At 72.9% G+C, this 22,448-nt stretch carries 22 protein-coding genes; 11 read left to right on the plus strand and 11 right to left on the minus strand.

Annotated features, from left to right (window positions below):
* Positions 1-30: 30 nt before the first annotated feature.
* The gene (locus ASF78_RS08720) at positions 31-837 is read right to left on the minus strand and encodes an inositol monophosphatase family protein (protein WP_056586914.1); all 807 of its coding nucleotides are present in this window, start codon (positions 835-837) and stop codon (positions 31-33) included.
* 206 nt (positions 838-1,043) lie between these two features.
* Positions 1,044-1,553, minus strand: a complete 510-nt coding sequence (locus tag ASF78_RS08725) for a nuclear transport factor 2 family protein (RefSeq protein ID WP_056586917.1) — start codon at positions 1,551-1,553, stop codon at positions 1,044-1,046.
* Positions 1,554-1,628: 75 nt separating this feature from the next.
* On the opposite strand from ASF78_RS08725, the gene ASF78_RS08730 reads away from it, so the two are divergent.
* On the plus strand, positions 1,629-2,270 hold the full coding sequence (locus tag ASF78_RS08730) for a TetR/AcrR family transcriptional regulator (RefSeq protein ID WP_056586920.1): 642 nt from the start codon (positions 1,629-1,631) through the stop codon (positions 2,268-2,270).
* Here the strand turns inward: ASF78_RS08730 and ASF78_RS08735 are convergent.
* Entirely contained in the window at positions 2,260-3,117 is an 858-nt protein-coding gene (locus ASF78_RS08735) for an alpha/beta fold hydrolase (RefSeq protein ID WP_056586924.1), read from the minus strand. The two genes, ASF78_RS08730 and ASF78_RS08735, sit on opposite strands and share 11 nt — an antisense overlap.
* Positions 3,118-3,206: 89 nt before the next feature.
* Here ASF78_RS08735 and ASF78_RS08740 point away from each other — a divergent pair, with 89 nt between their 5' ends.
* Together ASF78_RS08740 and ASF78_RS08745 are read left to right on the plus strand one after the other, a co-directional pair.
* Entirely contained in the window at positions 3,207-3,689 is a 483-nt protein-coding gene (locus ASF78_RS08740; protein WP_056586927.1) for a MarR family winged helix-turn-helix transcriptional regulator, read from the plus strand.
* A complete protein-coding gene (locus ASF78_RS08745) occupies positions 3,689-4,261 on the plus strand; it encodes an Imm26 family immunity protein (protein WP_162243346.1) in 573 nt (190 codons plus the stop codon). Before ASF78_RS08740 ends, ASF78_RS08745 begins: the two co-directional genes overlap by 1 nt.
* Positions 4,262-4,306: 45 nt before the next feature.
* Here ASF78_RS08745 and ASF78_RS08750 read toward each other — a convergent pair whose 3' ends face one another.
* The gene (locus ASF78_RS08750) at positions 4,307-4,744 is read right to left on the minus strand and encodes a CD225/dispanin family protein (protein ID WP_056586933.1); all 438 of its coding nucleotides are present in this window, start codon (positions 4,742-4,744) and stop codon (positions 4,307-4,309) included.
* A 263-nt stretch (positions 4,745-5,007) separates the two neighbouring features.
* Between ASF78_RS08750 and ASF78_RS08755 the strand changes: the two genes are divergently transcribed.
* The 4 genes from ASF78_RS08755 (at position 5,008) to helR (ending at position 12,081) form a co-directional block, all read left to right on the plus strand.
* On the plus strand, positions 5,008-6,897 hold the full coding sequence (locus ASF78_RS08755; RefSeq protein WP_056586935.1) for an RICIN domain-containing protein: 1,890 nt from the start codon (positions 5,008-5,010) through the stop codon (positions 6,895-6,897).
* Between the two features lie 94 nt (positions 6,898-6,991).
* Complete coding sequence (locus tag ASF78_RS08760) at positions 6,992-8,482, plus strand: PQQ-binding-like beta-propeller repeat protein (protein WP_056586938.1); 1,491 nt, start codon at positions 6,992-6,994, stop codon at positions 8,480-8,482.
* A gap of 93 nt (positions 8,483-8,575) precedes the next feature.
* Positions 8,576-9,769 carry an NAD(P)/FAD-dependent oxidoreductase gene (locus ASF78_RS08765; RefSeq protein WP_056586942.1) on the plus strand — a complete coding sequence of 398 codons (1,194 nt, stop codon included), beginning with the start codon at positions 8,576-8,578 and terminating at the stop codon, positions 9,767-9,769.
* A gap of 143 nt (positions 9,770-9,912) precedes the next feature.
* Entirely contained in the window at positions 9,913-12,081 is a 2,169-nt protein-coding gene (helR, locus tag ASF78_RS08770; RefSeq protein ID WP_056586945.1) for an RNA polymerase recycling motor ATPase HelR, read from the plus strand.
* Here the strand turns inward: helR and ASF78_RS08775 are convergent.
* From ASF78_RS08775 to ASF78_RS08785, 3 genes are read right to left on the minus strand one after another with little or no spacing between them, the layout of a single operon-like run.
* Positions 12,044-12,811, minus strand: coding sequence for a thioesterase family protein (locus tag ASF78_RS08775; protein WP_200940531.1), 768 nt, complete (start codon positions 12,809-12,811; stop codon positions 12,044-12,046). The genes helR and ASF78_RS08775 overlap by 38 nt on opposite strands.
* Before the next feature lie 5 nt (positions 12,812-12,816).
* Complete coding sequence (locus ASF78_RS08780; RefSeq protein ID WP_056586948.1) at positions 12,817-13,521, minus strand: RraA family protein; 705 nt, start codon at positions 13,519-13,521, stop codon at positions 12,817-12,819.
* A gap of 25 nt (positions 13,522-13,546) precedes the next feature.
* Positions 13,547-14,161: a LysE family translocator gene (locus ASF78_RS08785; protein ID WP_056586951.1), complete on the minus strand. Its 615-nt coding sequence runs from the start codon at positions 14,159-14,161 to the stop codon at positions 13,547-13,549.
* A gap of 81 nt (positions 14,162-14,242) precedes the next feature.
* Between ASF78_RS08785 and ASF78_RS08790 the strand changes: the two genes are divergently transcribed.
* Positions 14,243-14,695 (plus strand): Lrp/AsnC family transcriptional regulator, encoded by a 453-nt coding sequence (locus ASF78_RS08790; protein ID WP_056586954.1) that lies wholly within the window; start codon positions 14,243-14,245, stop codon positions 14,693-14,695.
* On the opposite strand, the gene ASF78_RS08795 is transcribed toward ASF78_RS08790, so the two are convergent.
* Positions 14,692-15,678, minus strand: coding sequence for an aldo/keto reductase (locus tag ASF78_RS08795; protein ID WP_056586957.1), 987 nt, complete (start codon positions 15,676-15,678; stop codon positions 14,692-14,694). The genes ASF78_RS08790 and ASF78_RS08795 overlap by 4 nt on opposite strands.
* A 187-nt stretch (positions 15,679-15,865) precedes the next feature.
* Between ASF78_RS08795 and ASF78_RS08800 the strand changes: the two genes are divergently transcribed.
* Positions 15,866-16,081, plus strand: a complete 216-nt coding sequence (locus ASF78_RS08800) for a DUF2255 family protein (protein ID WP_056586959.1) — start codon at positions 15,866-15,868, stop codon at positions 16,079-16,081.
* A gap of 1 nt (position 16,082) precedes the next feature.
* Here ASF78_RS08800 and ASF78_RS08805 read toward each other — a convergent pair whose 3' ends face one another.
* On the minus strand, positions 16,083-19,718 hold the full coding sequence (locus ASF78_RS08805) for a LamG-like jellyroll fold domain-containing protein (protein WP_056586962.1): 3,636 nt from the start codon (positions 19,716-19,718) through the stop codon (positions 16,083-16,085).
* A gap of 224 nt (positions 19,719-19,942) precedes the next feature.
* On the opposite strand from ASF78_RS08805, the gene ASF78_RS08810 reads away from it, so the two are divergent.
* Both ASF78_RS08810 and ASF78_RS08815 read left to right on the plus strand, forming a co-directional pair.
* The gene (locus ASF78_RS08810) at positions 19,943-20,986 is read left to right on the plus strand and encodes a LacI family DNA-binding transcriptional regulator (RefSeq protein WP_056586965.1); all 1,044 of its coding nucleotides are present in this window, start codon (positions 19,943-19,945) and stop codon (positions 20,984-20,986) included.
* Entirely contained in the window at positions 20,983-21,378 is a 396-nt protein-coding gene (locus ASF78_RS08815; RefSeq protein WP_056586967.1) for a polyketide cyclase, read from the plus strand. The genes ASF78_RS08810 and ASF78_RS08815 overlap by 4 nt, the downstream gene beginning before the upstream one ends.
* 53 nt (positions 21,379-21,431) lie before the next feature.
* On the opposite strand, the gene ASF78_RS08820 is transcribed toward ASF78_RS08815, so the two are convergent.
* Positions 21,432-21,833 (minus strand): RidA family protein, encoded by a 402-nt coding sequence (locus ASF78_RS08820; protein ID WP_056586970.1) that lies wholly within the window; start codon positions 21,831-21,833, stop codon positions 21,432-21,434.
* Positions 21,834-21,870: 37 nt separating this feature from the next.
* Positions 21,871-22,446, minus strand: a complete 576-nt coding sequence (locus ASF78_RS08825) for a dihydrofolate reductase family protein (RefSeq protein WP_056586973.1) — start codon at positions 22,444-22,446, stop codon at positions 21,871-21,873.
* Positions 22,447-22,448 lie beyond the last annotated feature (2 nt).

Here is a 22,448-nt window from a genome sequence, read left to right on the forward strand (position 1 = left end):
TCGCGAGGGCGGCGATCACCGAGGCCGCGGTCACGGTGTGGCCGGCGTCCTGGCCAGGTGGGGCCGCACGAGGTCGAGCAGTCGCCGGTGCGTCGGCCCGTCCGCCGCCGCGAGCAGGCCCCGGCCCGTCGGGACGGGACCGCCGGCAAGGTCCGTCACGACGCAGCCGGCCGCTAGGCACAACGCGATCCCGGCGGCGAAGTGCACGCTGTCGGCGAGCACCCCGTCACTGACGTAGCCCGCACGCCGACCCGTCGCGACCCACGCGAGCGCGAGCGTCGTCGACAGGGCGCGCGGCCCGAACTCCGCCCGGAACGCGGGGTCCGCGAGCAGCTGCGGCCCGACGAACGGCCGGTCGAGCGGACCGTCGCAGTTGACGTCGACCAGCCGCGACACGGCCGACGGGCGCAGCGGCACGTCGATGCCGTCACAGCGGAGCGACGCCCCCGTGCGGTCGCTCCAGAAGACTTCCCGGGCGATCGGGTCCGCCACGGCACAGGCGACCACGCCCACCTCGTCGACGAGCGCGACGTTGACAGCGACCAACGGGGTCTGCGCGGCGAAGTTCAGCGTCCCGCAGAGGGGGTCGACGAACCAGCGGCGCGACCCGGGCCGGCTGCTCGCCCCGGACTCCTCCGCGAGGACCGAGTCCCCCGGGCACTCCGCGGCGAGCACCGCGAGGATCGCCTGTTCGGCGTCGAGGTCGGTGTCCGTCGCGAAGTCCGTGCCCGCCTTCGCGTGGCGGGTCACGTCCCGCCCGTAGGCCGCCCGGACGACGGCGGCACCGGCCTCGGCGGCGAACACGGCGACGTCGGCGTCGGTGCGCGCGACGCTCATGCGGACGCCGCGGCGGCGGGTGTGCAGGGCGCGGTCACGAGCAACAGCCTGCACGAGGCGCACGCCAGAGGCGATCCGCTGGGTACCCCGGCCTGGGCCGGGAACGCCGCGGCGAACGTGGCCGACGGCATCACCTTCGTCGCGCTCCCGCTCCTGGCGGCGACCCTGACCCAGAGCCCGATCGCGATCGCGGGCCTGGCCGTCGGTCACTCGAAGACCAGGTCCAGGGGGAGCCCCGACTGGCCCAGGACGTCGGCACGGTTGTAGTAGTCCGCGACCGCGGAGATCTGGTCTCCGGTGGTCTCGATGACGGTGACGATGGGGACCGCGAACGGGGTCGGTGCCCCCATGAGGTGTCCGCTGAAGGTCCCCCGGACGACCGCGCGGTCGGGGCCGGTGATGACCTCGTCCACGGCGATGGCGACGTCGCCGATGGCCTCGTGCGTCATGTCGACCCACGTGGCGACGCCGTCCGGCCCGGTGAAGGAGGACTGGAACGCGTAGTCGTCGTAGGTGCCGGTCGAGGTGAACAGGGCGGCCATGGCGTCGGCGTCGCCGGCGTTCCAGGCATCCGCCCAGCGCGCGGCGAGGTCGTCACCGGACGCGGCCGTGGCGCTCGATGTCGGGGTGGTGTCTGTGTCGACGGCGCAGCCGCCGAGGAGGAGGGCCGCCCCGGTCAGGGCGGCAAGCAGGATGTGGCGGGTGGCGATGCGCACGAGTGTCTCCTTCGGTCCGTATGGTTACATGTGTAAGTATTGCCACATGTACTTACGGATGTAAAGTCACGCTCCATGAGTGACCTCACGCCTCCGCGCCGGGCGCGCAGCCCACGCGGGCACGGCGCGCAGCTGCGCGCGGAGATCGTCGAGGCCGCCGCAGCGCTGCTGGACGAGCACGGCACCGAGCAGGCCGTCACGCTGCGCGCGGTGGCACGTCGGGTCGGCATCGCCGCCCCGTCGATCTACGCGCACTTCCCCACGCGTGAGCACGTGGTGGTCGCCGTGGTCAGCGAGGCGTTCGACGCTCTCGAAGAGCACATCGCCGCCGCCGCCGAGGGCGCGGGCCGCGATCCCCGGGACCGGCTGCGCGCCGCGAGCCACGCCTACGTCGACTTCGCCGCGCGCTGGCCGCAGCGGTACCGGGCGATGTTCAGCGGGGTGTGGACCCCCGACGAACCGACGGACGACCCGGTCGAGTCGGACGGTCCGCCGAGGCTCGTGGTGGGCGACGAGGCCTTCACGGTGCTGGTGACGGCGATCCGGGACTGCGCGGCCGAGGGGAGCTCGACCAGCACCGACCCGTTCGCCGACGCCACCGCACTGTGGACCGCGCTGCACGGTCTCGCGGAGCTCCGTCCCGCCGCGCCGCGGTTCCCGTGGCCCGCCGGGCTGCTGGACGTGCTCGTCGACAGGCTCGCTCGGCTCACGCGGTAGCAGCGTCCACGGCGCGGACGAAGTCGAGGATCGCCGCCGCCAGCTCGCCCGGCGCCTCCATCGCGACGTAGTGCCCGACTCCGTCGAGCTGCACCGCGGTGACCTCGCCTGCGGTGACCTGACCGAGCGTCGCGGCGGTGAACGGGCCGCCGCCGGCGCCGACGGCCAGGACGGGGACCGTCAGCGGGCTCGACGCGGCCAGCGCCCGCAGGTCGTCGCCCTCGCCGAGCATCGACCGGTAGAGGCCGACCGCACCGCGCCAGCCCCCGGGGCGGGCGTAGGTGCGGGCGAACTCGTCGACGTCGGCGTCGGTGATCGACCCCGCGACCGCGGTCAGGCCCGGGAACGCCCACTGCCCGAGGAGCTCGCGCTCGCGGCCGGCGAACAGCAGGTCGGGGATCCCGGGGGCCGCGAGCGCGCCGATGTGCCAGGAGCCGCCGTGCGTGACGTCCGCCAGTCCTTCGAGGCCGAACCCGGCGAGCCCCATCTCGATCGCGGTGACGCTGCGGACGTCCTCGGGGTGGGTGGCGGCGAGCCGGAAGACCGTGCCACCGCTGATGTCCTGGCCGGTGACGTGCACGGGCCCGAGATCGAGGTGCGCGATGAGCGCGTGCAGGTCCTCGGCGGCGGTGGCGCTGTCGTGGTCGTCGTCGGCCGTGCTGGAGTCGCCGAACCCGCGCAGGTCGACGGCCAGGACCCGGTGGGTCGCGGCGAGCAGGGGGATGACCTTGTGGAAGGTCCACCAGGTCTCCGGGAACCCGTGGACGAGAAGGATCGGTGACCCCGTCGAGCCCGCGGAGACGTAGTGGAGGCCGGTTCCGGCCAGGTGGGCGGTGTGGTGCTCCATGGCAGCTCTCCTCAGATAGACAACTCGGTTGTCTATAACAGTAGACAACCTCGTTGTCCTTGTCCACCCGAGACGCTTACGCTGCCGACATGGCACGTTCCGGCGCGGACCTCGCGCTCCTGCTCCTGAGCGGGTTCCGCTCGCTCGTCGACGCGGCCATGGCCGAGCTGGCCGACCGCGGCTACGACGACTTCCGGCCCACGCACGAGTTCGCGCTGCGCGCCATCATCGCCGGGGCCGACAGCGCCTCCGACCTGGGCCGCCGCACCGCCGTCTCGAAGCAGGCGGCGGCCAAGACGATCGCGGTCCTCGTGCAGCGCGGTTACGTGTCGAGCGAGCCGGACCCGGCCGACGCGCGGCGCAAGCGGCTCGAGGTGACGCCGCTCGGCCTGGACGTCCTGCGCGAGGGTGAGGCGGTCTTCGAGGAGCTGCGCGCCCGGTGGGAGCGCCGGCTCGGCGTCGCGGAGCTCGCACGGCTCGAGGCCGACCTCGCGACGCTGGTCGGCGACGACGTCGTGCGCGTCGACGCACCAGGATGGGCCGCGCACCACCCGACCGAGGAGGCGCCCTGATGGCACGGCCCCCGCTCGTCCAGGTCGAGCCCGGCGAGGTCATCGCCATCCCGCTGTTCCTCACGTCGGAGCCCGTGCTGACGCGGTTCCGTGCCGACGCGTTCCGGGACCGTGGCGACGAGTTCGCGTTCTGCCGGGTCATCGAGGACAGGCGCGGCTCGGGCATCATCGTCGAGGTGTTCGACCACGTCGGCGGGCTCGACGCCGCCATCGCCGACGTCGTCGCCGCCGACCGGCTGTTCCCGCCTGTCGCGATCACCGGGCTCGGGATCCACAAGAGGCGCTGGCGCAGGGTCGGCACATGCGAGCCGTACGACCGGGAGCGCGACTCCGGCTACTCGACGATCCAGCTCGTGCTCAGCCCGTACGACCGACCGCGGCTCTGGCAGGACGGCGTCGAGACGCCGATCGACGTCGAGACGGCGAAGGGGTACGAGTCCTGGCGGGTGTGGTCCGCGGACCACCTCGAGACCAGGATCGTCGAGGCCCTCGGCCACCCGAGCTCGTCTGCGGCTGACCGCCGTCGCGGCACCGGTCCCGAACCCGACAGGGCTGTCGCCACGGCCCCCTGAACGACACCCACGTCGGGGCCGAGCACCCGGGGGCCTGGCAGGGCACTACCGGTCGTTGCCGGGGCGGTCCGGCATGGCGGGACCGGTCGGGCCGTCGAACGACCGCTCGTCGCTCCACCGCGGTCCGTGCTCCCAGTCGCTGCCACCGCGGTAGTCGTGGAGGGCGACGACGGCCAGGAACGCCCAGAGGATGGAGACGAGGATCGAGAGGAGGATGAGGGCGGCTCCGGCGATCACGCTGATGATGCCCCACCGGCGGGCGTTCGACGCCTCGCGCTCGGCCGTCACGGCGTCGGCGGCACCGAGGGCGCGCGACGCGCGGTGCGACGCGAGGAGCGCCGGGATCCCGGTGGGCCAGAACAGGATCATCGCGGCGATGACCCAGCCGACGGGCGCCGAGGTGGCGGGGGCGGCGGGCGGCGGCGGCGGTGGGGTCGCGGGCGTCGGGGCGGGGGCGGCGCTCGGGATGGGCTCGGTAGACATGGTTTCCTCCACGCGGCTCGGCTGGTCAGGCTCACGGTAGGACGCCTGCCTGGGAATGCCCTTTGAGCGTGTCCGGGCCGACGAAACGTTGTGCACGGTTGACGCCCGCGAGCCCGTGGACCTACCTCTGGAGGGCCTGCGGTACGCGCTTTCCGGCAGTCCACGACGACGTGGACGTCGAGAGCAGGTGCACCCCTTCCCTTCCCGCTCACGGCAGGTCGCACCGAGCGATGTGAGCGCTCACATCGACTGAGAGGTCCCGCATGACCCCGCTCCGCAGGCTCACCGCGCTGGCCCTGGCCGCATTGCTCCTGGTCGCCGCCCTCGTCGTGCCGTCCTCGGCGGCGACCGCCGTCGGCGAGGACACCGTCCGCAACCCGCTGCTCGCCAACGGCGCCGACCCGTGGCTGACGTTCCACGACGGCAGCTACTACCTCGCCACGACGACGTGGAGCTCGCAGCTCGTCATGCGCAAGTCCCCGACCCTCGCGGGCCTGCGCACCGCCGCCCCGGTGCACGTGTGGTCCGAGACGGCCGCCGACAGCGGGTTCAACTTCTGGGCGCCGGAGTTCCACCGGCTGACCGGCCCGAACGGCACCCGCTGGTACCTCATGTACACGTCGGGCACGAGCGCGAACCTCGACGGCCAGAAGCTCCGGGTGCTGGAGAGCGCCGGCGACGACCCGATGGGCCCGTACGCGTTCAAGTCCACGCCGATGCCGAGCACCTGGAACATCGACGGCAGCTACCTGACCGTGAACGGACAGCTGTACCTGCTGTGGTCCGAGTGGCAGGGCTCCGACCAGAGCATCTGGATCTCCCGGATGACGAACCCCTGGACGGTCACCGGCTCACGCGTGCTGATCTCCCGCCCGACGTACAGCTGGGAGACGCAGGGGGGCCGGACCAACGAGGCGCCCGCGGTCATCCAGCGGAACGGGAGGACGCACATCGTGTTCTCGGCGAGCTCCTGCAACACCCCCGACTACAAGCTCGGCCTGCTCACGCTCACCGGGAGCGACCCGATGTCCGCGTCGGCGTGGACCAAGAGGTCCTCGCCGGTGCTCCAGCAGGGCAACGGCGTCTACGGCCCCGGGCACAACGGCTTCTTCACGTCCCCCGACGGCACGCAGGACTGGCTGGTCTACCACGGCAACGCGTCGAGCAGCCAGGGCTGCGGGAACACCCGATCGACGCGTGCGCAGCCGTTCACGTGGGCGTCGGACGGGTCGCCGAGCTTCGGGTCCCCGGCGTCGACGTCGACCGACCTGGCGGTCCCGTCGGGCGAGAAGGGCCCGATCACGGCGGCCGTCGAGGGTGCGGCGTACACGCTGGTCAACCGGAGCACCGCGCGCTGCGCAGGCGTCACCGGAAGCTCCGGGTCGGACGGCGCGGACGTCGCGCAGTACGGCTGCGACGCCACCTCGAGCCGCTGGGTGCTGGACCCGACCGCCGACGGCTACTACCGGCTGGTCAACAAGGCCAGCAACAAGGTGGTCGACGTCGCGAACTGCGGCACCGCCGACGGCACGGACGTGCGGCAGTGGGCGTGGCTCGACAACGCGTGCCAGCAGTGGCAGGTCACGCCGACCTCCGACGGCTGGTCGCGGCTGACCAACCGGGCGAGCGGCAAGGTCCTGGACCTCGCCGGCTGCGGCACCGCGGACGCCACGAACATCCGGATCTGGTCGTCGAACGGCTCCGCGTGCCAGCAGTGGCGCCTCGCGCCGGCGGGCACGGTCGCCGTCGTCAGCAGCCAGAGCGGCAAGGTGCTCGACGTCGCCAACTGCTCGACCTCGGCGGGCACGTCGGTGCGCTCCTGGGCCTGGAGCGGTGCCGCGTGCCAGAGGTGGACGTTCGCGCACACCGACAACGGCTACTACCGCGTCCAGCCGGCGTCGTCGTCGAGCAGCTGCCTTCTGGTCGCGTCCGGGTCCACCGCTGATGGGGCCGCGCTCACGCAGGGCTCGTGCTCGGCGGCGGGGAGCCAGTGGCGGGTAGAACCGCTCGCGGACGGCTCCGTGCGGCTCGTCGCGCGGCACAGCGGCAAGGTGCTCGACCTGTCGGGCTGCGGTCTGGCCAACGGGAACGCGCTCGTGCAGTGGCCGTGGCTGGACAACATCTGCCAGCGGTTCACCCTGCGCGCGCTCTGACCGCCGGGGGGTGGTGGGGCCGTCCCCCACCACCCCGCTGGCGAACGGGTGTCTGCGCGTGGCTGCGCGCGTCCTCATCGGTATGGTCCCGCCCATGGTGCGACGCGGCGAGCTCCAGGAGGTCGAGCTCCTCGACGAGCACGACGTGCCCCTGAGCAGCCCGCCGCCCCGGCGCCGGATCGCGCCCGGCGCGGTCGTCGTCGGCGCCCTCGTCGTCGCCGCTGGGCTGGCCGCCACGCAGTGGGTCATCACCGCACGCGAGCGCGCCGCGGTCGAGGCGCTCGCGCAGGTTCCGGGCGTGCTCGCGCCCGTCGACGAGACGATCACCGTCGCCCGGACGGTCGCCGGAGAGGATGCCGGCACCCTTTTCGGTCACTCGGAGGGCGTCCTGGACCGGGCGACGGACGGCTCGCAGTCGTACACGTGGGTCGACGGGACCGGCGGGGGGTCCGGCTGGACCGCGGAGCTGATGGGACCGTCCGCGGCGCTCGCGGCCGTCGCGTCGGGGCACGTCGTCTCGGGCAGCACGTGCGTCACCGACTCCGCGCCCTCGATCGATCCCGTCCCGGCGACTCGGGTCGTCTGCCTGGTCACGGACGGGGCGTTCGTCGTCGACCCGACGAGCGGGACCGGTCTGGAGAGGCTGCCGGCCACGACCCGCGAGGTGGTCGTCCTGTCCGTGGCCGACGGGAGCGTCCTGGCGCGCTGGCCCGTCGACGCCGGCGAGTACGTCGCCGTCCTCCCCGACGTCGTCGTCCTGGGCTCCTGGTCGGCGACCGACATCACCCTCGCCGGGTACGACCCGCTCACCGGCGAGCAGCGCTGGACCCGCGCCGAGCCGTTGCCGCGCGGGTTCCGGTTGTCGGACGACGACCACCTGGGCATCAGCCTGTTCCGGGTGGGTGACCTGCTCGGCTACTCCGGGCCCGAACGCTCCCTGCTGCTGCTCTCCGCGGACGGCCGGCCCGTCCGTGACCTCGACGGCGAGCTCGGCGGGATGGTCGACGCCGGCTGGCTGACCGACCAGGACGGCAGGATCATCCTGCAGTCCCAGAGCGCCGACGCACCCCGCACCACGTTCCTCGCCCCGGACGGCGACCCCGCCGGTGACGTCACGGTCGACGGGCGGCTCGTCCATACGGTCCTCGACGACGACAGCGTCCCGGGGCTGCTCCTCACGGCCCACCGCGCCCTCTGCGCCTGGGACGAGCGCACCGGCGATGCCCTGTGGGCGAACGACGAGGTGGTCAGCGCCGGCTCGGCCCTCGTCATGCGTGGGCGGGTGTTCGTCACGACGGCCAACGGCGTCGTGGCGCTGGACGCGCGGACGGGCGCGCTGGTCTGGGCCACCGAGACGGAGCGCCGGATGGCCGTGAGCGCGATCGCCACCGACGCCCACCACCTGCTCGTCATGCTCGACCCGACGACGCGGGACGGAGAACCCGTCCTGGTCGCGTACGACCCGGCGTCGGGGCACGAGGAGTTCCGCGCGCACTACCCGGACGGCATCTCGATGGTCGGCCCCGCCCGGCGCACCCTCGTCGGCATGGACGAGACGACGAACGAGTACGTCGTCCTCGGCTGAGCCCACCCCCGCGGCCTCCTCACCGCGCGCCACCGGGCAGGGGCACCTACGGTGGCCCGACGTTCGTTCCCGGCACGCGGAAGACGGTGTGGCATGGCTGGTCCTCGACACCACGACGTCCTCGTCATCGGCGGCGGCAACGCAGGCATCTCGCTCGCCGCGAAGCTGCGGCGCGACGGGTGCCGTGACGTCGCGGTCGTCGAGCCGAAGCAGGTGCACGAGTACCGGCCGCTCCTGTCGTACGTCGCGTCGGGCATGGCCACGCTCGACGACCTGCGCAAGCCGCAGGCGTCCGTCATGCCTCGCGGGGTGCGGTGGTACGCGGACTCGGTGGTCGGCATCGAGCCCGAGCGCTCGCTCGTGCGCCTGGCCGGCGGGGACGACCTGACGTACTCCGACCTGGCCGTGTGCCCCGGGTCGCGAGTGGACTGGGACGCGATCCCGGGGGCGCAGCAGGCGATGAGCACCCCGGAGGCGTCGACGAGCTACCTGCCGGAGCTCGCACCGTCGACGTGGACCATGCTGTCGTCGCTGGTGGCCGGCACAGCGGTGTTCGCGATCTCCGACCGGCACGTGCCCTGCGCACCGGTCGGCCTCAAGCCGCTGTTCACCGCCGCAGACCACTGGCGCCGGACGGGCGTGCTCGACGCGATCACGATCGAGCTCGTCGTCGCGGGGGAGAACCTGGTCGACCTCCCGCGCGCCGACCGTGAGCTGCGCGCCGCGGCCGAGTCGTACGGCGTGCGCGTGCGGACCGGGACCAGCGTCGAGTCGGTCGACGCGTCCACCCGATCCCTGCGGCTGCGGACCCCCGACGGCGTCGACGACCTGCGCTACGACGCCCTCTACCTCGCACCGCCCCACCGGGCGCCCGACTGGTTGGCGTCGAGCGGCCTGACGTCGCCGACGAGCGACGGCTTCCTGGCGGTCGACCCGCGCACCCTGCAGCACCTCGCGCACCCCACCGTGTGGGGACTGGGTGACGCGGCTGCCGTGGTCGCGCTGCCGTCGGGCGGGGCGCTGCGCAAGCAGGTGCCGGTCGTCGCGCACAACATCTCGGCCCGGCGGACCGGCGCGACGATGCGGCGGTACGACGGCTACTCGGTCGCCCCGGTCACCACGTCACGCCGCGAGCTCCTGCTCGCCGAGTTCGACCGCGACGGCCGTCCCGAGCCGACCACGTCGGTCCCCGACCTGGTGCGCCCGCGCCGCAGCCTGCTGCTCTTCGACCGCTACGTGGAGCCGCAGGTGTACTGGCACCGGCTGCTGAAGGGCAAGGTGTCGTGAGCCGGGCACGCGAAAGGCGAGCACAGGTGCCCGCCTCTTCCAAGGTATAGCCGACGGGGGGTCTTGCGGCAAGGCCCCCTCTCCGGCGCAGAATCTCCGACCGTGCCCTGGCCGGCAAGCCCCAGTTCGGAGCTGATGACGTCGTGACCCCTCTGACCACCCGTGCGTTCGACCTTCCCGACGACCTCGCCGCCAAGGCGGACCCGGCGTCGATCGCGCCCGACGAGCAGCACTTCGCGGCCGTCGCGGCGACCCTCGCGCAGTCGATCGCGGAGCTGTCCGACCGGCTGGACGCCGCCCGCCGGGCACCCGGTCGCAGCGGCACCCTGGCGCTGGAGCGGGACCAGGAGATCCACCGGCTGTCCGCCCGGCTCCGCACGCTGGCGCGGTTCGGGCTGGACCTGTGCCTCGGGCGGGCTGTCGGGACCGACGGCGAGACGGTGTACGTCGGGCGGCTCGGTCTGACGGACAGCGCCGGGCGGCGACTGCTGCTGGACTGGCGGTCGCCCGCGGCGGAGCCGTTCTTCGGCGCGACGCACGCGAACCCGATGGGGCTGGTCAGCCGGCGCCGGTACCGGTGGACCGCCGGCCGGGTCGTCGACTACTGGGACGAGGTGTTCACCGCCGAGGGGCTGACCAGCAGCGCCGCGCTCGACGACCAGTCCGCGTTCGTCGCGAGCCTCGGCGCCGCGCGGTCCGAGCGGATGCGGGACGTGCTGGGCACCATCGCGGCCGACCAGGACGCGATCATCCGTGCGGGCTCGTCGGGTGCGCTCGTCGTCGACGGCGGCCCCGGCACCGGCAAGACCGTCGTCGCCCTGCACCGCACCGCGTACCTGCTGTACTCCGACCCGCGCCTCGGGCACCGGCGCGGCGGCGTGCTGTTCGTCGGGCCGCACCAGCCGTACCTGGACTACGTCGGGGACGTCCTGCCGAGCCTCGGGGAGGAGGGCGTCCAGACGTGCACGCTGCGGGACCTCGTCGCGGAGGGTGCTGCGGCGACGGTCGAGGCCGACCCGGAGGTGTCCCGGCTCAAGGCGTCCGTGGAACTGGTGAAGGCCGTCGAGCCGGCGGTCCGGTTCTACGAGCGGCCGCCGAAGGACGGCATGGAGGTGGAGACGTCCTGGTTCGACGTGTGGGTCAGCGCGGACGACTGGGCGGAGGCGTTCGAGGCGCCCGAGCCGGGGATGCCGCACAACGAGGCCCGCGACCAGGTCCGGGACGCGCTGCTGGAGATCCTGGTGGACAAGGTCGACGACGGCGAGGTCGAGCGGGACCAGGTCCGCCGGACGCTGCTGGGGAACAAGGACCTGAACACCGCCCTCAACCGCGCGTGGCCGCTGCTGGAACCGACCGACCTCGTCGGCGACCTCTGGACAGTCCCCGCCTACCTGCGCCTGTGCGCTCCGGGCCTGACGCTCGACGAGATCCGGACGCTGCAGCGCGCCGACGCGCGGGCCTGGACGGTCTCCGACCTGCCGCTCCTCGATGCCGCACGGCAACGGCTCGGCGACCCCGAGGCGTCCCGACGGCGCCGCAGGCAGGAAGCCACCCTGGCTGCCGAGCGGGCGTACATGGACACGATCGTCGACGACCTCATCGCGACCGACGACTCCGAGCTGAAGCTCATGTCGATGCTCCGTGGCGACGACATGCGCGACAAGCTCGTCGACGAATCAGCACTGGCTGGCCCCGCGAGCACAGACCCGGACGCGCTCGCCGGCCCGTTCGCGCACGTCGTCGTCGACGAGGCGCAGGAGCTGACCGACGCGGAGTGGCAGATGCTCCTGCGGCGCTGCCCGTCACGGAGCCTGACCGTCGTCGGCGACCGTGCGCAGGCGCGGCGCGGGTTCGCCGAGTCGTGGCAGGAGCGGCTCGAGCGCGTCGGGCTGCACCAGGTCGAGCTCGCGTCGCTGAGCATCAACTACCGGACGCCGCAGGAGGTCATGGCGGAGGCCGAGCCGGTGATCCGCGTGGCGTTCCCGGACGCCAACGTGCCGACGTCCGTCCGGAGCACCGGCGTCCCCGTCCGGTACGGATCGACGTCGGACCTGGCCGCGATCCTCGACGAGCACACCACCGGCGTCGCGTGCGTGATCGGCGACCCGACCTTCGAGGGGACCTCCCGGGTGCGGTCGCTGACCCCGGAGCTGGCCAAGGGCCTCGAGTTCGACCTCGTCGTCCTCGTCGACCCCGAGTCGTTCGGCACCGGCATCGAGGGCGCCGTCGACCGCTACGTCGCGATGACGCGCGCGACCCAGGAGCTCGTCATCCTCACGACGGGCGCGGACGGACCGTCAGCGACTGGGTGAAGGCGCCGATCGGGCCGCTCGTGTCGTGCAGGATCGTGTGCGTCAGGCCCAGCCCGGTCGGTCCGAACGTGACCGTCGTGTCGAGCCCGAGCCAGTCGCTGCGCGGTGCCGCGACCAGGTGGACGGTGAGGTCGACGTTCGGGAACGCGACCTCGTCCGTGGGGCGGCGGGGTGTCAGGCCGTTGGCGATGTCGATCACGCCGAGAGCCCGCGCGGTCGCGCTGACCGGCTCGTCCGCGACGAGCGGCACGGCCGTCCGCACCCAGGAGACTGCTCGGCCGGGTTCCTCCTGGAGCCGGCGTGCCTCGACGCTCCGCACGAACTCGCCCGGCCAGGTGCCGGCGGGGTCCCAGGCGGACATGTCGTCGGGTCCCGGCACAGCCGGCAGCGGACCACCGGCGATGGGGGAGGTCTCGTAGGCCTGCAGGAGCCAGGCGCGCACCACGACCGCGGCGCGTCCGTCGTGGCTGAGCGTCGCCTGCACGAGCTCGATGGTGCGGCCGGGGCGGAGGACCTCGACGTGCACCTGGACCGGCTCGATGGGCAGGGTGCCGAGGATGTCGTAGGACAGGCGCGCCAGCTGCAGCCCGTGCGTCCGCTCCGTCTCCACGACGTGGGCCAGCAGCCCGAGAGCCGGAGCGATGTGCTGCTCGCCGGGGTCCCACCCGCCGCTGACCAGCCCCGTCGGCGCGAAGGTCGTCTCGTCGAGACGGTCGAAGTACGCCACCACCGCGCTCACTCCTCGATCGCCGCGTCGAGCGAGCGCAGGTGCTGCCGGAACGTCACACCGTCGCGCTCGCGGGCGGCCAGGTAGTCGTCGAACCGGGTCTGCTCGCGCAGCGTCGTGCCGCCCTCCATGAGCGCCGCCTGGTGCCGCTCGGTGTCCCGGATCCGCGCGGCGACGACCGCAACCTCCGCCGCCCCGTCGAGCGGCACGAACACGGCCCCGTCGTCGTCGGCGAGCACGACGTCGTCGGCGGTGACGATGTGCGGACCGCAGCAGGCCCAGGCGAGCGCGTCCGCGGCCTGCGGGTCCAGGCGTTCGGGCCCGTTCGGGCACGCGCCGAGACTGACCACCGGGAGCGCGATGTCGCGCAGCTGCGCGGAGTCGCGGTGCAGGCCCCAGATGACGATCCCGACGAGGCCGGCCCGGGCGACCTCGAGCGCGACCAGGTCGCCGACGCAGGCCTCGTCGGTCCGGCCCTCGTTGTCGACGACGAGCACGTCGCCGGGCTCCGCGTGCCCGAGCGCCTCGAGGAACACGTCCACGCTGCCGACGTGCCGCACGGGCCGGGCGCGGCCGGCGACGTGGATCCCGCTCCACGCCGGCCGCAGTGCCGGGGGCGTGCACCGGACGGCGATGCCGAGGCGCAGGCACGCGTCGGCGACGTGCGCGGTGGCCAGGTCCTGGAACGTGGTCTGCAGGGTCGGTGCGTCCATGGACGCATCCTCGCCGGTCGAGCCGTCAGACGAGGGCCTGTTCGACGAGGAGTGCGACGCCGAGCCCGGTCATGAACACCGCCGACGTGCGCGACACCACCCGCGCGGCGGCCGGGCGGGCGGACAGCACCCGGCGCGCGGTCACGGCGACGGTGAGGTAGACGGCCGCGCAGGTGGCGACGTGGATCAGGCCGAGCACCACGATCTGCGCCCAGACCGGCCACGGCGCGGACGTGGAGGTGAACTGGGGCAGCAGCGCCAGGATCAGCAGGAGAACCTTCGGGTTCAGTCCGCTGACGCCGAACCCCTTCCACAGCCAGCGCGCCGGCGACGTCTCCGCGACGTCCTCGACGAGCGGCGAAGCAGGCCGGGTGAAGGTCGTGAACCCGAGCCACAGCAGGTAGGCACCGCCGACGACCGTGAGCCCACCGAGCAGTCCCGGCGCACCGGCGATCAGCGCACCCACGCCGGCGGCGACCAGGAGGGTCGCCGCCAGGTGCCCGGCGAGCATCCCGCCGACCGCCGGGAGGACGACGCGTCCGCGCAGCCCGGCGCTGATGGCGTACGCCCAGTCGGAGCCGGGGGCGACCACGAACACGACCGACACGGCCCAGAACCCCAGCACGTCGGTGATCTCCATGCGGGAAGGCTAGGGAGAAAGCGGCGACAGGTGGTTCCAACTTCTTCGCGACCCGACGGAGATCGTGGAAGAATCTCCCCCATGGACGCGATCGACCGACAGATCCTTGCCGAGCTACAGCGCGACGGCCGTCAGACCCTCACCGACCTGGCCGAACGCGTCCAGCTCAGCGTCTCCCCGTGCCACCGCCGGCTGCGAGCGCTGGAGCAGGCGGGAGTCATCACCGGCTACCACGCACGGCTGGACCCGGCGGCGCTCGGTCTGACGTTCGAGGCCCTGCTCTTCGTGACGATGCGCGAGGCCACGCGGACCTCGATCCAGACGTTCGAGACGGCCGTCGCCGAGGTCCCGAACGTCCTGCTGGCCCAGCGGCTGTTCGGCGACCCCGACTACCTGCTGCGCGTCGTGGCCAAGGACCTGAGCGACTACCAGCGCCTCTACGACGAGGAGCTGTCGGGCCTCCCCGGGGTCCAGCGGGTCAGCTCGACGCTGGTGATGCGGTCGGTCGTCGAGGACCGACCGCTGCCTCTCTAGAGCCCCACCATCGCCATCCCGTTGTCGTCGTACCGGTTGCCCGCCACGCCCACCGTCGAGGCGAGCCCGTCGAGCTCGGCGCGCTCGTCGGCGGAGAGGGCCACCGCCGCGGCGCCGGCGTTCTCGCGGACGCGCTCGATCCGCCGCGTCCCCGGGATCGGCACGATCCAGGGCTGCTGCGCGAGCAGCCACGCGAGGGCGACCTGGCCGGGGGACGCCCCCCGGCTCTCGGCGAGGCTCCGGACCCGGTCGACGAGAGCGGCGTTGGCGTCCCGGTTCTCCGCGCTGAACCGCGGCACGCGGTTGCGGATGTCGCCGTCGGCGAAGGTGGTCGTCGAGTCGACGGTCCCGGTGAGGAACCCCTTGCCCAGCGGGCTGAACGGCACGAACCCGATGCCCAGTTCCGCGAGCGTCGGCAGCACCTCGGGCTCCGGGTCGCGGGTCCACAGCGAGTACTCCGACTGCACGGCGGTGACCGGGTGCACCGCGTGCGCGCGGCGGATCGTGGCCGCACCCGCCTCGGAGAGCCCGAAGTGGCGCACCTTCCCGGCGGCGACCAGCTCGCCGACCGTCCCGGCGACGTCCTCGATGGGTACGGCCGGGTCGACGCGGTGCTGGTAGAAGAGGTCGATCACGTCGGTGCCCAGCCGCGACAGGGACGCGTCGGCGACCCGGCGGATCTGCTCCGGGCGGCTGTCGGTGCCCTGCATCGTGCCGTCGACGATGTTCCAGCCGAACTTCGTCGCGATGACCACCTGGTCCCGCACCGGGGCCAGGGCCTCGCCGACGAGCTCCTCGTTCACGTACGGGCCGTACACCTCGGCGGTGTCGACGAACGTGACGCCCAGGTCCACCGCGCCCCGCAGCACCGCGATCATGTCCTCGCGCGTGCCGGGGTTGGGGCCGTAGCTCATGGACATGCCCATGGCGCCGAGGCCGACTGCCGAGACCTGAAGTCCCTGTCCGAGCGTGCGGGTGTGCATGGACGTCCTCCCTCTGCGGACGCCGTCGCGGTCGTCCACGCCCTCGACCGTACGACGCGGTCCGCGCGCGAGGGAGGCCCTGCCAGTACGTGTGCTCGCGGGGCGTCGCACGGGAGCGACGAGAGGGACACGATGGACCTGATCACTACAGGCAGGAGACCGACCGACGAGCGCATGGACGAGCGAGATGCTGACCACGATCGACACCGCCGACGAGCTGCGGGTCTCGTCGTACCGGCCCGACGGGACCCTGCGCCCGTTCGTCACCATCTGGGTGGTGAGCGTCGGCGACGACGTCTACATCCGCTCGGCGTACGGCCCCGGCAACGGCTGGTTCCGCCGCGCGCAGACCTCGGGCACGGGCCCCCGCCGCACACCGGGCGACGGGGGCTCCTGCACGTGAGTCAGCTGCGTCCCTTCCCGACCTTCGAGAACGGCGTGACCGTCACCGCGTCCACGTCGGGCGCGTACTGCGAGCGCAGCAGCACGTCCGGGAACGTGTCCGAGATGAGCGTCGTCCCGTCGAAGCTCGGCAGCTCCTGCGACGAGAACGCGAGGGTGTTCGCGCCCTTCTTCAGGTCCACCTGGACGGTGAGCTCCCAGAAGTTGTTCTGGTGGAACGTGTGCGGGAACACGATCCGGCTCGGGGCCTTCCCGTTGACCGACAGGTCGGCGTGCCGGGCCAGCGGGTCCGGGTTGTAGTGCGTCGCCGGTGACTGCTCGGGGTTGGCGTACCGGACGGTCAGCGCGTACCGGCCGGCGGCCTTGACGGTCACGTCGAACGTGAGGGTGTTCGCGTTGCCCGGTTCGCCGCCGATCCCCGTGACCGCCTGCCCGCCGGACGCGAGCGACCGGTCGGCGACCGCAGCGGTGCCCCCGAGCCGGGCGGCCTCGGCCTCGTACGTGCTCCCGACGAGCGTGCCGGTGGTGGGCTCGACGCGCAGCCGGTCGAGGACCGTCGTGCCGCGCCCGCCGGTGACGGTCACCTTGTTGATGCCGCCGGAGAGCACGACCTGCGCCGTGGTCGACTTCTTCACGTCGGCGACCTCGGTGCCGTTGACCGCGAGGACCGCGTCGCCGGCTCCGATCGTGTCGACCCGCAGCGTCGACTCGCCGTCGGTGCGCGAGTAGACCCAGAACGTGACCTCGTCGCCCCGGCGCAGCTCGGCCGTGCCGGAGCCGGAGACCTTCTTCCGGTCGTAGGTCGCCTTCGCACCTGTCAGCTCCGCGAGCTCGGCCTCGTAGATGCTCTGCGCGGCGGCAGGGTTGGCCAGGGACAGGTCGAGCTTGTCGACGATGGAGTCGCCGAGCGTGCTGCGCGTGCCGTCGAGGCTCTTCGCGGCCAGCCGGAGCGTGTGCCTCCCGGCGCTCAGCGCGACCTGCGTGTCGGTGTGGTCCCAGACCACCCACTTGTAGCCGAGCGGCAGGAACAGCTCCTGCTCGGCGGCGTCGTCGACCGTGAGGAACACGTTCGTCGGCCCCTGCTCGGCGACCAGCGGGTAGGTGTTGAGGGAGTTGGCGAACACGGACAGGTCGTAGGTGCCGTCCTGCGGCACGTCGACCTCGAACGAGAGCGTGACGTCCGACCCGGCCCGCAACCCGCCCACGTTGTACGAGCCCGAGGTGAAGAACCGGCCGACGTCGGTCGGCGTGCCCTCGGGTCCGTTCCGGCTGTAGCCGGTGCCGGTCCAGGCGGCGTCCTCGGCCTCGTAGGTCGCGCGCCACGTGGTGGGCGGGACCTGCGGCGACGTGGCGTGCTTGCCCGGGGTCAGGACGACCTCGTACGCCGACGACGCCTGCAGGGCGGGCAGGGTGTCCGAGCCGAACGGCACGACGACCGAGCCGTCCTTCGAGACGGGCAGGTCGAGCTCGGCGACGACCTCGGGCTGCGCGGAGTCGCCGATCTGGCCGGTCCAGCGGATCTCCCGCACGAGTGCGTGGACCTTCGTGCCGAACACCTTCTTCGGGACGTCGTCGAACTGCACCCAGGACGGTCCGTCGGCGCCGCCGAGGATCAGGCGGGCCTGCTTGCGCTTCTCGTCGAGGGTCGCGACGCCCTGGAGCGTGTAGCTCGTGGCGGGTGACGGCGGCGTGACCTCGACCGTGTGACCGGTCATCGAGCCGTACGCGTTGAGCAGCCACCACTGACCGTTGGCGCGGTTGGCCTGCACCGCGGAGTCGGACAGGTTGCCGTCGATGTTCCAGTACGCGATGTCGGCGTCGACCTTGGCGGCCTCGATCGCGGAGACCCACTGGATCATCTGGCCCGGGACCGACGTGTGGTAGTTGAACGCGTACTCGTTGATGTTGATCGGCAGCTCGGTGCCCTCGTAGGCGGTGCCCGCGAACACCTCGGGCTCCCACGACCGGTACGTCGCCACGGACGACGTGACCTTCGCCGGGTCGCTGAGCTCGTGCCACGTCATCACGTCCGGCACGGTGCCGGCCTCGACGGTGTGCTCGAGGAAGCCCTTGACCTGCCCGAACAGGATGCTGGTGTTGGGCCCGGCGATCCGGGCGTCCGGCATCTTCCCCTTGATCAGCCGGTAGAAGTCGTCCCACGTCGCGAAGTAGTCGGTGGGGTCCGACAGCCAGCTGGTGCCGTCGTAGGACCACTCGCCCGTGCCGAACATGTTGCCCTCGGGCTCGTTGAACGGCACGAAGACGACGTTGTCCTGGTACTCCGGGTCGAGCTGGAGCACCTGGTCCACCTGCGCGGAGACCTTCTCGCGGTAGATCGCGACCTTCTCCTGCGGCGTGCTGCCCTCCCACTGGTACGGGAAGCCGCGGTGGATGTCGGTCATGTAGATGTACACGTCGCCGTCGGTGGAGTCGGCGAGCGGCTTGACCACCTCGAGCGCGTCGGCGCCCGGGTGCTGCGGGCCGTCCTGGGCCTTGGTCGAGACCGTGCGCAGGTGCATGCCCTCGAGCAGGTTGTTGGTGGGCAGGTCCTGGCCGTAGACGCCGTAGAGCGTGCCGGACGCGCCGCCATGGAACGCGCCGGTGTCCGTGCCGAGGTCGACGATGAGCTCGCCCGGGCGGATCACCCGGACGTTCGCGGTGACGGCCGAGCCCGCGGCGGTGCCCTGGACCGTGAACGTGCCGCGGTCCGCGTAGGCCGACGGGTCGACCGCGTCCCACGTCACCGGGACCGGGCGGTCGTAGCCGTCGGAGAACGTCGCGGTCACCGTCGCCGGCAGGGCGGGCGCCTGGTCGATCGCGGTGGTGACGGCGAACGTGTCCTGCGTGATGCCGGTGGGCTGGGGGACGTCGCCGACGAGCTCGCCGACCTGCTCGGCGGAGAGCGCCGCGTGGTAGACCGCGAAGTCGTCGATGGCGCCCGCGAACAAGGGGTCGCCGTAGAAGGAGCGGCCGAGGAATCCGGCCTGGGTGGCGGCCGCGGTGAGCAGCTCACCCGCGGTGATCGGCGTGCTGACCGACCCGATGGACGCGCCGTCGAGGTAGGTGGTCAGGACGTCCGCGGTGGTGTCGAGCGTCGTCGTGACCGTGTGCCAGCCGGCCGTGGGCAGGGCTGCGGAGCCGGTGACCCGCGCCTCCGAGCCGCCGCCGACCGTCGTGATCGCGGTGCGCAGGGGGCCGTCGCCGCTGGCGGGCGTCGTGAACAGGTACCGGCTGTTGTCGGTGCCGAGCGCCACGAGCCACTGCCACGGGGCCGTGCCGCCGTCCCAGCGGACCCTCGTCGAGACCGTCAGGTCGGTGGTGCCCTCGAGCACCGGGCGCGGCAGCGTCACGAAGGCGCCGTCGGAGCTCGGCGCGCCGCCGGGCAGGACCAGCGCACGCGAGCCCGGCACGGCGCCGTCGACGACGGACGCGGTCGCGACGTTGACGAGCGTCGCGTCGCGGCCGTTCCCGGAGCTGTCCGTGACGACGCTGCCGGGAGTGGCGTCGTCGAACGCGTAGTGGACGGCGGGGTCGGGCACGACGGCGGGGGCGGCTGCCGCGGGGACGGCCGGTGCGGCGAGGGCGGCCGTGAGCACGCACGCTGCGGCGACTCTCCGGGGGTTCACGGGACTGGTCATCGTCGACCTCTCTGTCGGGTGGCCGCGCTGTCGTCTCTGACGCACCGCCAGCGAACCGGTTCGCTGGACGACCGTAGGTGTCGGGCAATTCGGGCGTCAAGACCCTCTCAGTGAAGACGCAGGTCAGGGGCAGTACAACGATGTCCGACGCGCGCCGGGGTCGTTGTCAGGACGGCGCACGAGCCCTATTCTGCGAACCGGTTCGCGTCTTCGAGAGGATTCCCATGGCGACGATCGGTGACGTGGCGCAGGTCGCGGGCGTGTCCCGCAGCACCGCGTCCAACGTGCTGTCCGGCAACAAGCGCACGTCACCGGAGATCCAGGAGCGCGTCCGCCGCGCCGTCGACACCCTCGGCTACACCCCGAACGCCGGCGCCCGCGCGCTCGCCACGTCGCAGACCCGGGTCATCGGCCTGCTCGCCCGGTTCCTCGACGACGAGTTCGCACCCGCGATGCTCCAGTACATCCTCGGCGTCTCGAACACCGCCCGGGAGCTCGGGTACGACATCCTCCTCGTCTCCGAGGCGGACGGCGCCCGCGCCCTCCAGCGCATCACGAGCTCGCTCATGGTCGACGGCGTGGTCCTCCTGAACGTCGCCGAACGGGACGACCGCCTCGACGTGCTGCGCGGCGCGAACCGGCCCGGCGTGCTGGTCGGACTGCCCGGCGACCCGTCCGGGCTCGACGTGTTCGACCTCGACTTCGCCGAGACCGGCCGGCTGATGGTCCAGCACCTCGCCCGCCTGGGGCACCGCGAGCTGCTGCTGGTGTCGCAGCCGGACCACGTCGTCGAGCGCGGCGGCGCCTACGTCTGGCGACTGCGCGACGCCGCCGTCGAGGAGGCCCGGTTGCGCGGCGTCACGCTCCGGACGGTCGCGGCCGCACCCAGCCAGCCCGAGGTCGGTGCCGACCTGCGTGCCGCCCTCGACGCCCACCCCGACGTCACCGGCCTGCTCGTGAGCAACGAGGCCGCCGCGGCAGCCCTCCCGTTCGTGCTGCGCGACCGCGGACTGGAATCGCCTCGCGACGTCTCCGTCGTCGGTCGGTTCTCGGCCGAGTTCGCCCGCACGTTCTCGCTGCCCTACACGTCGATCGAGAGCGCCCCCGACCGGCTCGGGCAGCTCGCCGTGCGCCAGCTCGTGCGGCGCATCGAGTCACCGGGCGGTCGCGAGGAAGCGCACGGGGTGCGGTTCATCTCGCCCGAGCTCGTGGACCGCGGGAGCACGGGAGCGCCTCGGCCCGCAGACGGTGGCACGATCGCCGGATGACGCAGTCCCGGCACCTGAGCGTGTCCATCGACCGCCCGCTGGCCGACGTGTACGCGTTCGCCGCGGATCCCCGCAACCTGCCCCAGTGGGCGGCCGGCCTGGGCAGCGCGATCGAGCCCGACGGCGACGGCTGGTCCGTCGAGACCCCGCAGGGGCAGGTCGGTCTGACGTTCGCGCCGCAGAACGAGTACGGGGTGCTGGACCACGTGGTGCGGACGCCGACGGGGGAGACCGTGTACATGCCGGTGCGGGCGATCGCCGACGGCGACGGCTGCGAGGTGGTGATCACGCTGCGCCGCGCACCGGGGATGTCCGACGCGGACTACGAGCGCGACACGGCGCTCGTCACCGCCGACGTCGCATCGCTCAAGCAGGTCGTCGAGGCGCTCTGACGCGCTCCTGACGTGCGGCGGGCACGCGGTGGACCGGCCGGACTGCCCGTGCCTCAGTCGCGCAGGACCGCCGCGATCGCGCTGACCTCGAGGAGCGCACCCGGCACGCCCAGCGCGCTCACCACCGCGGCCGTGACCAGCGGCGGAGCCCCCGGACCGGCGAGCCGCGGCCCGATCGCGCCGTACGCCGCGGCCAGGTCCGCCCCCTCCGCGATGAACACGGTCCACTGCACGACGTCGGCGAGCGTGGCACCCGCCGCCTCCAACGCGGTGCTCACGTTGTCGACCGCGCGGACCGACTGCTCCGCGACGTCGTCGGAGACGACCGTGCCCGTGTCGTCGACGCCGTTCTGACCGCCGACGTAGATGGTCGTCGCACCCGCGGGCACGACGGCGACGTGGCTGAACGCCGGGCTCTGCACGAGACCGGCCGGTTGCAGACGTGTGATCTCCATGGCGTCCACGGTTCCACAGCCCGCTGACACCGGCCTGTCACCGAAGGACGTCGTAGTGCAGGTGCGCGGCGTTGCGGGTGACGACGGTCGCGGCCTCGTCGATCCGCAGGGACGCCCGCGAACCCTCGAACAGCGGGGTCCCGGAACCGAGCAGCACCGGGGCGACGTGCAGGTGCAGCCGGTCGACGAGCCCGTCGTGCAGCGCCGACCCGCCCAGCTCTCCGCCGCCCATGACGAACACGTCCTTGTCGCCCGCGGCTGCGGCCGCCTGGTCGAGCGCGTCGCGGAGGCCCGTCGTGACGATCGTCATCCGGTCGGTGAGCCGCACGTGCTCGGGCGCCCGGTGGGTCACGACGAAGCACGGCGGCGGCACGTCACCCTGGTCGGCGCCGTAGTGCATGTCGTCGTTCCAGCCGTCGGGGCCGTCGACCACGTCGAACGTGTGCCGGCCCATGACGACCGCACCCGTCGCGGCGGTGAGGTCGGCGAGCACTCGGACGTCCTGCGAGGTACGGCCGTCGCCGACCGCCCACTCGTGCAGCGCCTGCACCGCGTCGTCGGAGCCCGACACGAAGCCGTCGAGGGAGATGGTGATGTCGAGGATCACTGCCATGC

The sequence above is a fragment of the Cellulomonas sp. Leaf334 genome (assembly GCF_001424195.1).
GTDB lineage: Bacteria > Actinomycetota > Actinomycetes > Actinomycetales > Cellulomonadaceae > Cellulomonas.

Excerpts from the sequence above, each read along its gene's own strand:
- ASF78_RS08720 (WP_056586914.1), bottom strand. The coding sequence starts at position 837 with ATGAGCGTCGCGCGCACCGACGCCGACGTCGCCGTGTTCGCCGCCGAG.
- ASF78_RS08730 (WP_056586920.1), top strand. The coding sequence starts at position 1,629 with ATGAGTGACCTCACGCCTCCGCGCCGGGCGCGCAGCCCACGCGGGCAC.
- ASF78_RS08735 (WP_056586924.1), bottom strand. The coding sequence starts at position 3,117 with ATGGAGCACCACACCGCCCACCTGGCCGGAACCGGCCTCCACTACGTC.
- ASF78_RS08740 (WP_056586927.1), top strand. The coding sequence starts at position 3,207 with ATGGCACGTTCCGGCGCGGACCTCGCGCTCCTGCTCCTGAGCGGGTTC.
- ASF78_RS08745 (WP_162243346.1), top strand. The coding sequence starts at position 3,689 with ATGGCACGGCCCCCGCTCGTCCAGGTCGAGCCCGGCGAGGTCATCGCC.
- ASF78_RS08750 (WP_056586933.1), bottom strand. The coding sequence starts at position 4,744 with ATGTCTACCGAGCCCATCCCGAGCGCCGCCCCCGCCCCGACGCCCGCG.
- ASF78_RS08755 (WP_056586935.1), top strand. The coding sequence starts at position 5,008 with ATGACCCCGCTCCGCAGGCTCACCGCGCTGGCCCTGGCCGCATTGCTC.
- ASF78_RS08760 (WP_056586938.1), top strand. The coding sequence starts at position 6,992 with ATGGTGCGACGCGGCGAGCTCCAGGAGGTCGAGCTCCTCGACGAGCAC.
- ASF78_RS08765 (WP_056586942.1), top strand. The coding sequence starts at position 8,576 with ATGGCTGGTCCTCGACACCACGACGTCCTCGTCATCGGCGGCGGCAAC.
- ASF78_RS08780 (WP_056586948.1), bottom strand. The coding sequence starts at position 13,521 with ATGGACGCACCGACCCTGCAGACCACGTTCCAGGACCTGGCCACCGCG.
- ASF78_RS08785 (WP_056586951.1), bottom strand. The coding sequence starts at position 14,161 with ATGGAGATCACCGACGTGCTGGGGTTCTGGGCCGTGTCGGTCGTGTTC.
- ASF78_RS08790 (WP_056586954.1), top strand. The coding sequence starts at position 14,243 with ATGGACGCGATCGACCGACAGATCCTTGCCGAGCTACAGCGCGACGGC.
- ASF78_RS08795 (WP_056586957.1), bottom strand. The coding sequence starts at position 15,678 with ATGCACACCCGCACGCTCGGACAGGGACTTCAGGTCTCGGCAGTCGGC.
- ASF78_RS08800 (WP_056586959.1), top strand. The coding sequence starts at position 15,866 with ATGCTGACCACGATCGACACCGCCGACGAGCTGCGGGTCTCGTCGTAC.
- ASF78_RS08805 (WP_056586962.1), bottom strand. The coding sequence starts at position 19,718 with ATGACCAGTCCCGTGAACCCCCGGAGAGTCGCCGCAGCGTGCGTGCTC.
- ASF78_RS08810 (WP_056586965.1), top strand. The coding sequence starts at position 19,943 with ATGGCGACGATCGGTGACGTGGCGCAGGTCGCGGGCGTGTCCCGCAGC.
- ASF78_RS08815 (WP_056586967.1), top strand. The coding sequence starts at position 20,983 with ATGACGCAGTCCCGGCACCTGAGCGTGTCCATCGACCGCCCGCTGGCC.
- ASF78_RS08820 (WP_056586970.1), bottom strand. The coding sequence starts at position 21,833 with ATGGAGATCACACGTCTGCAACCGGCCGGTCTCGTGCAGAGCCCGGCG.
- ASF78_RS08825 (WP_056586973.1), bottom strand. The coding sequence starts at position 22,446 with ATGGCAGTGATCCTCGACATCACCATCTCCCTCGACGGCTTCGTGTCG.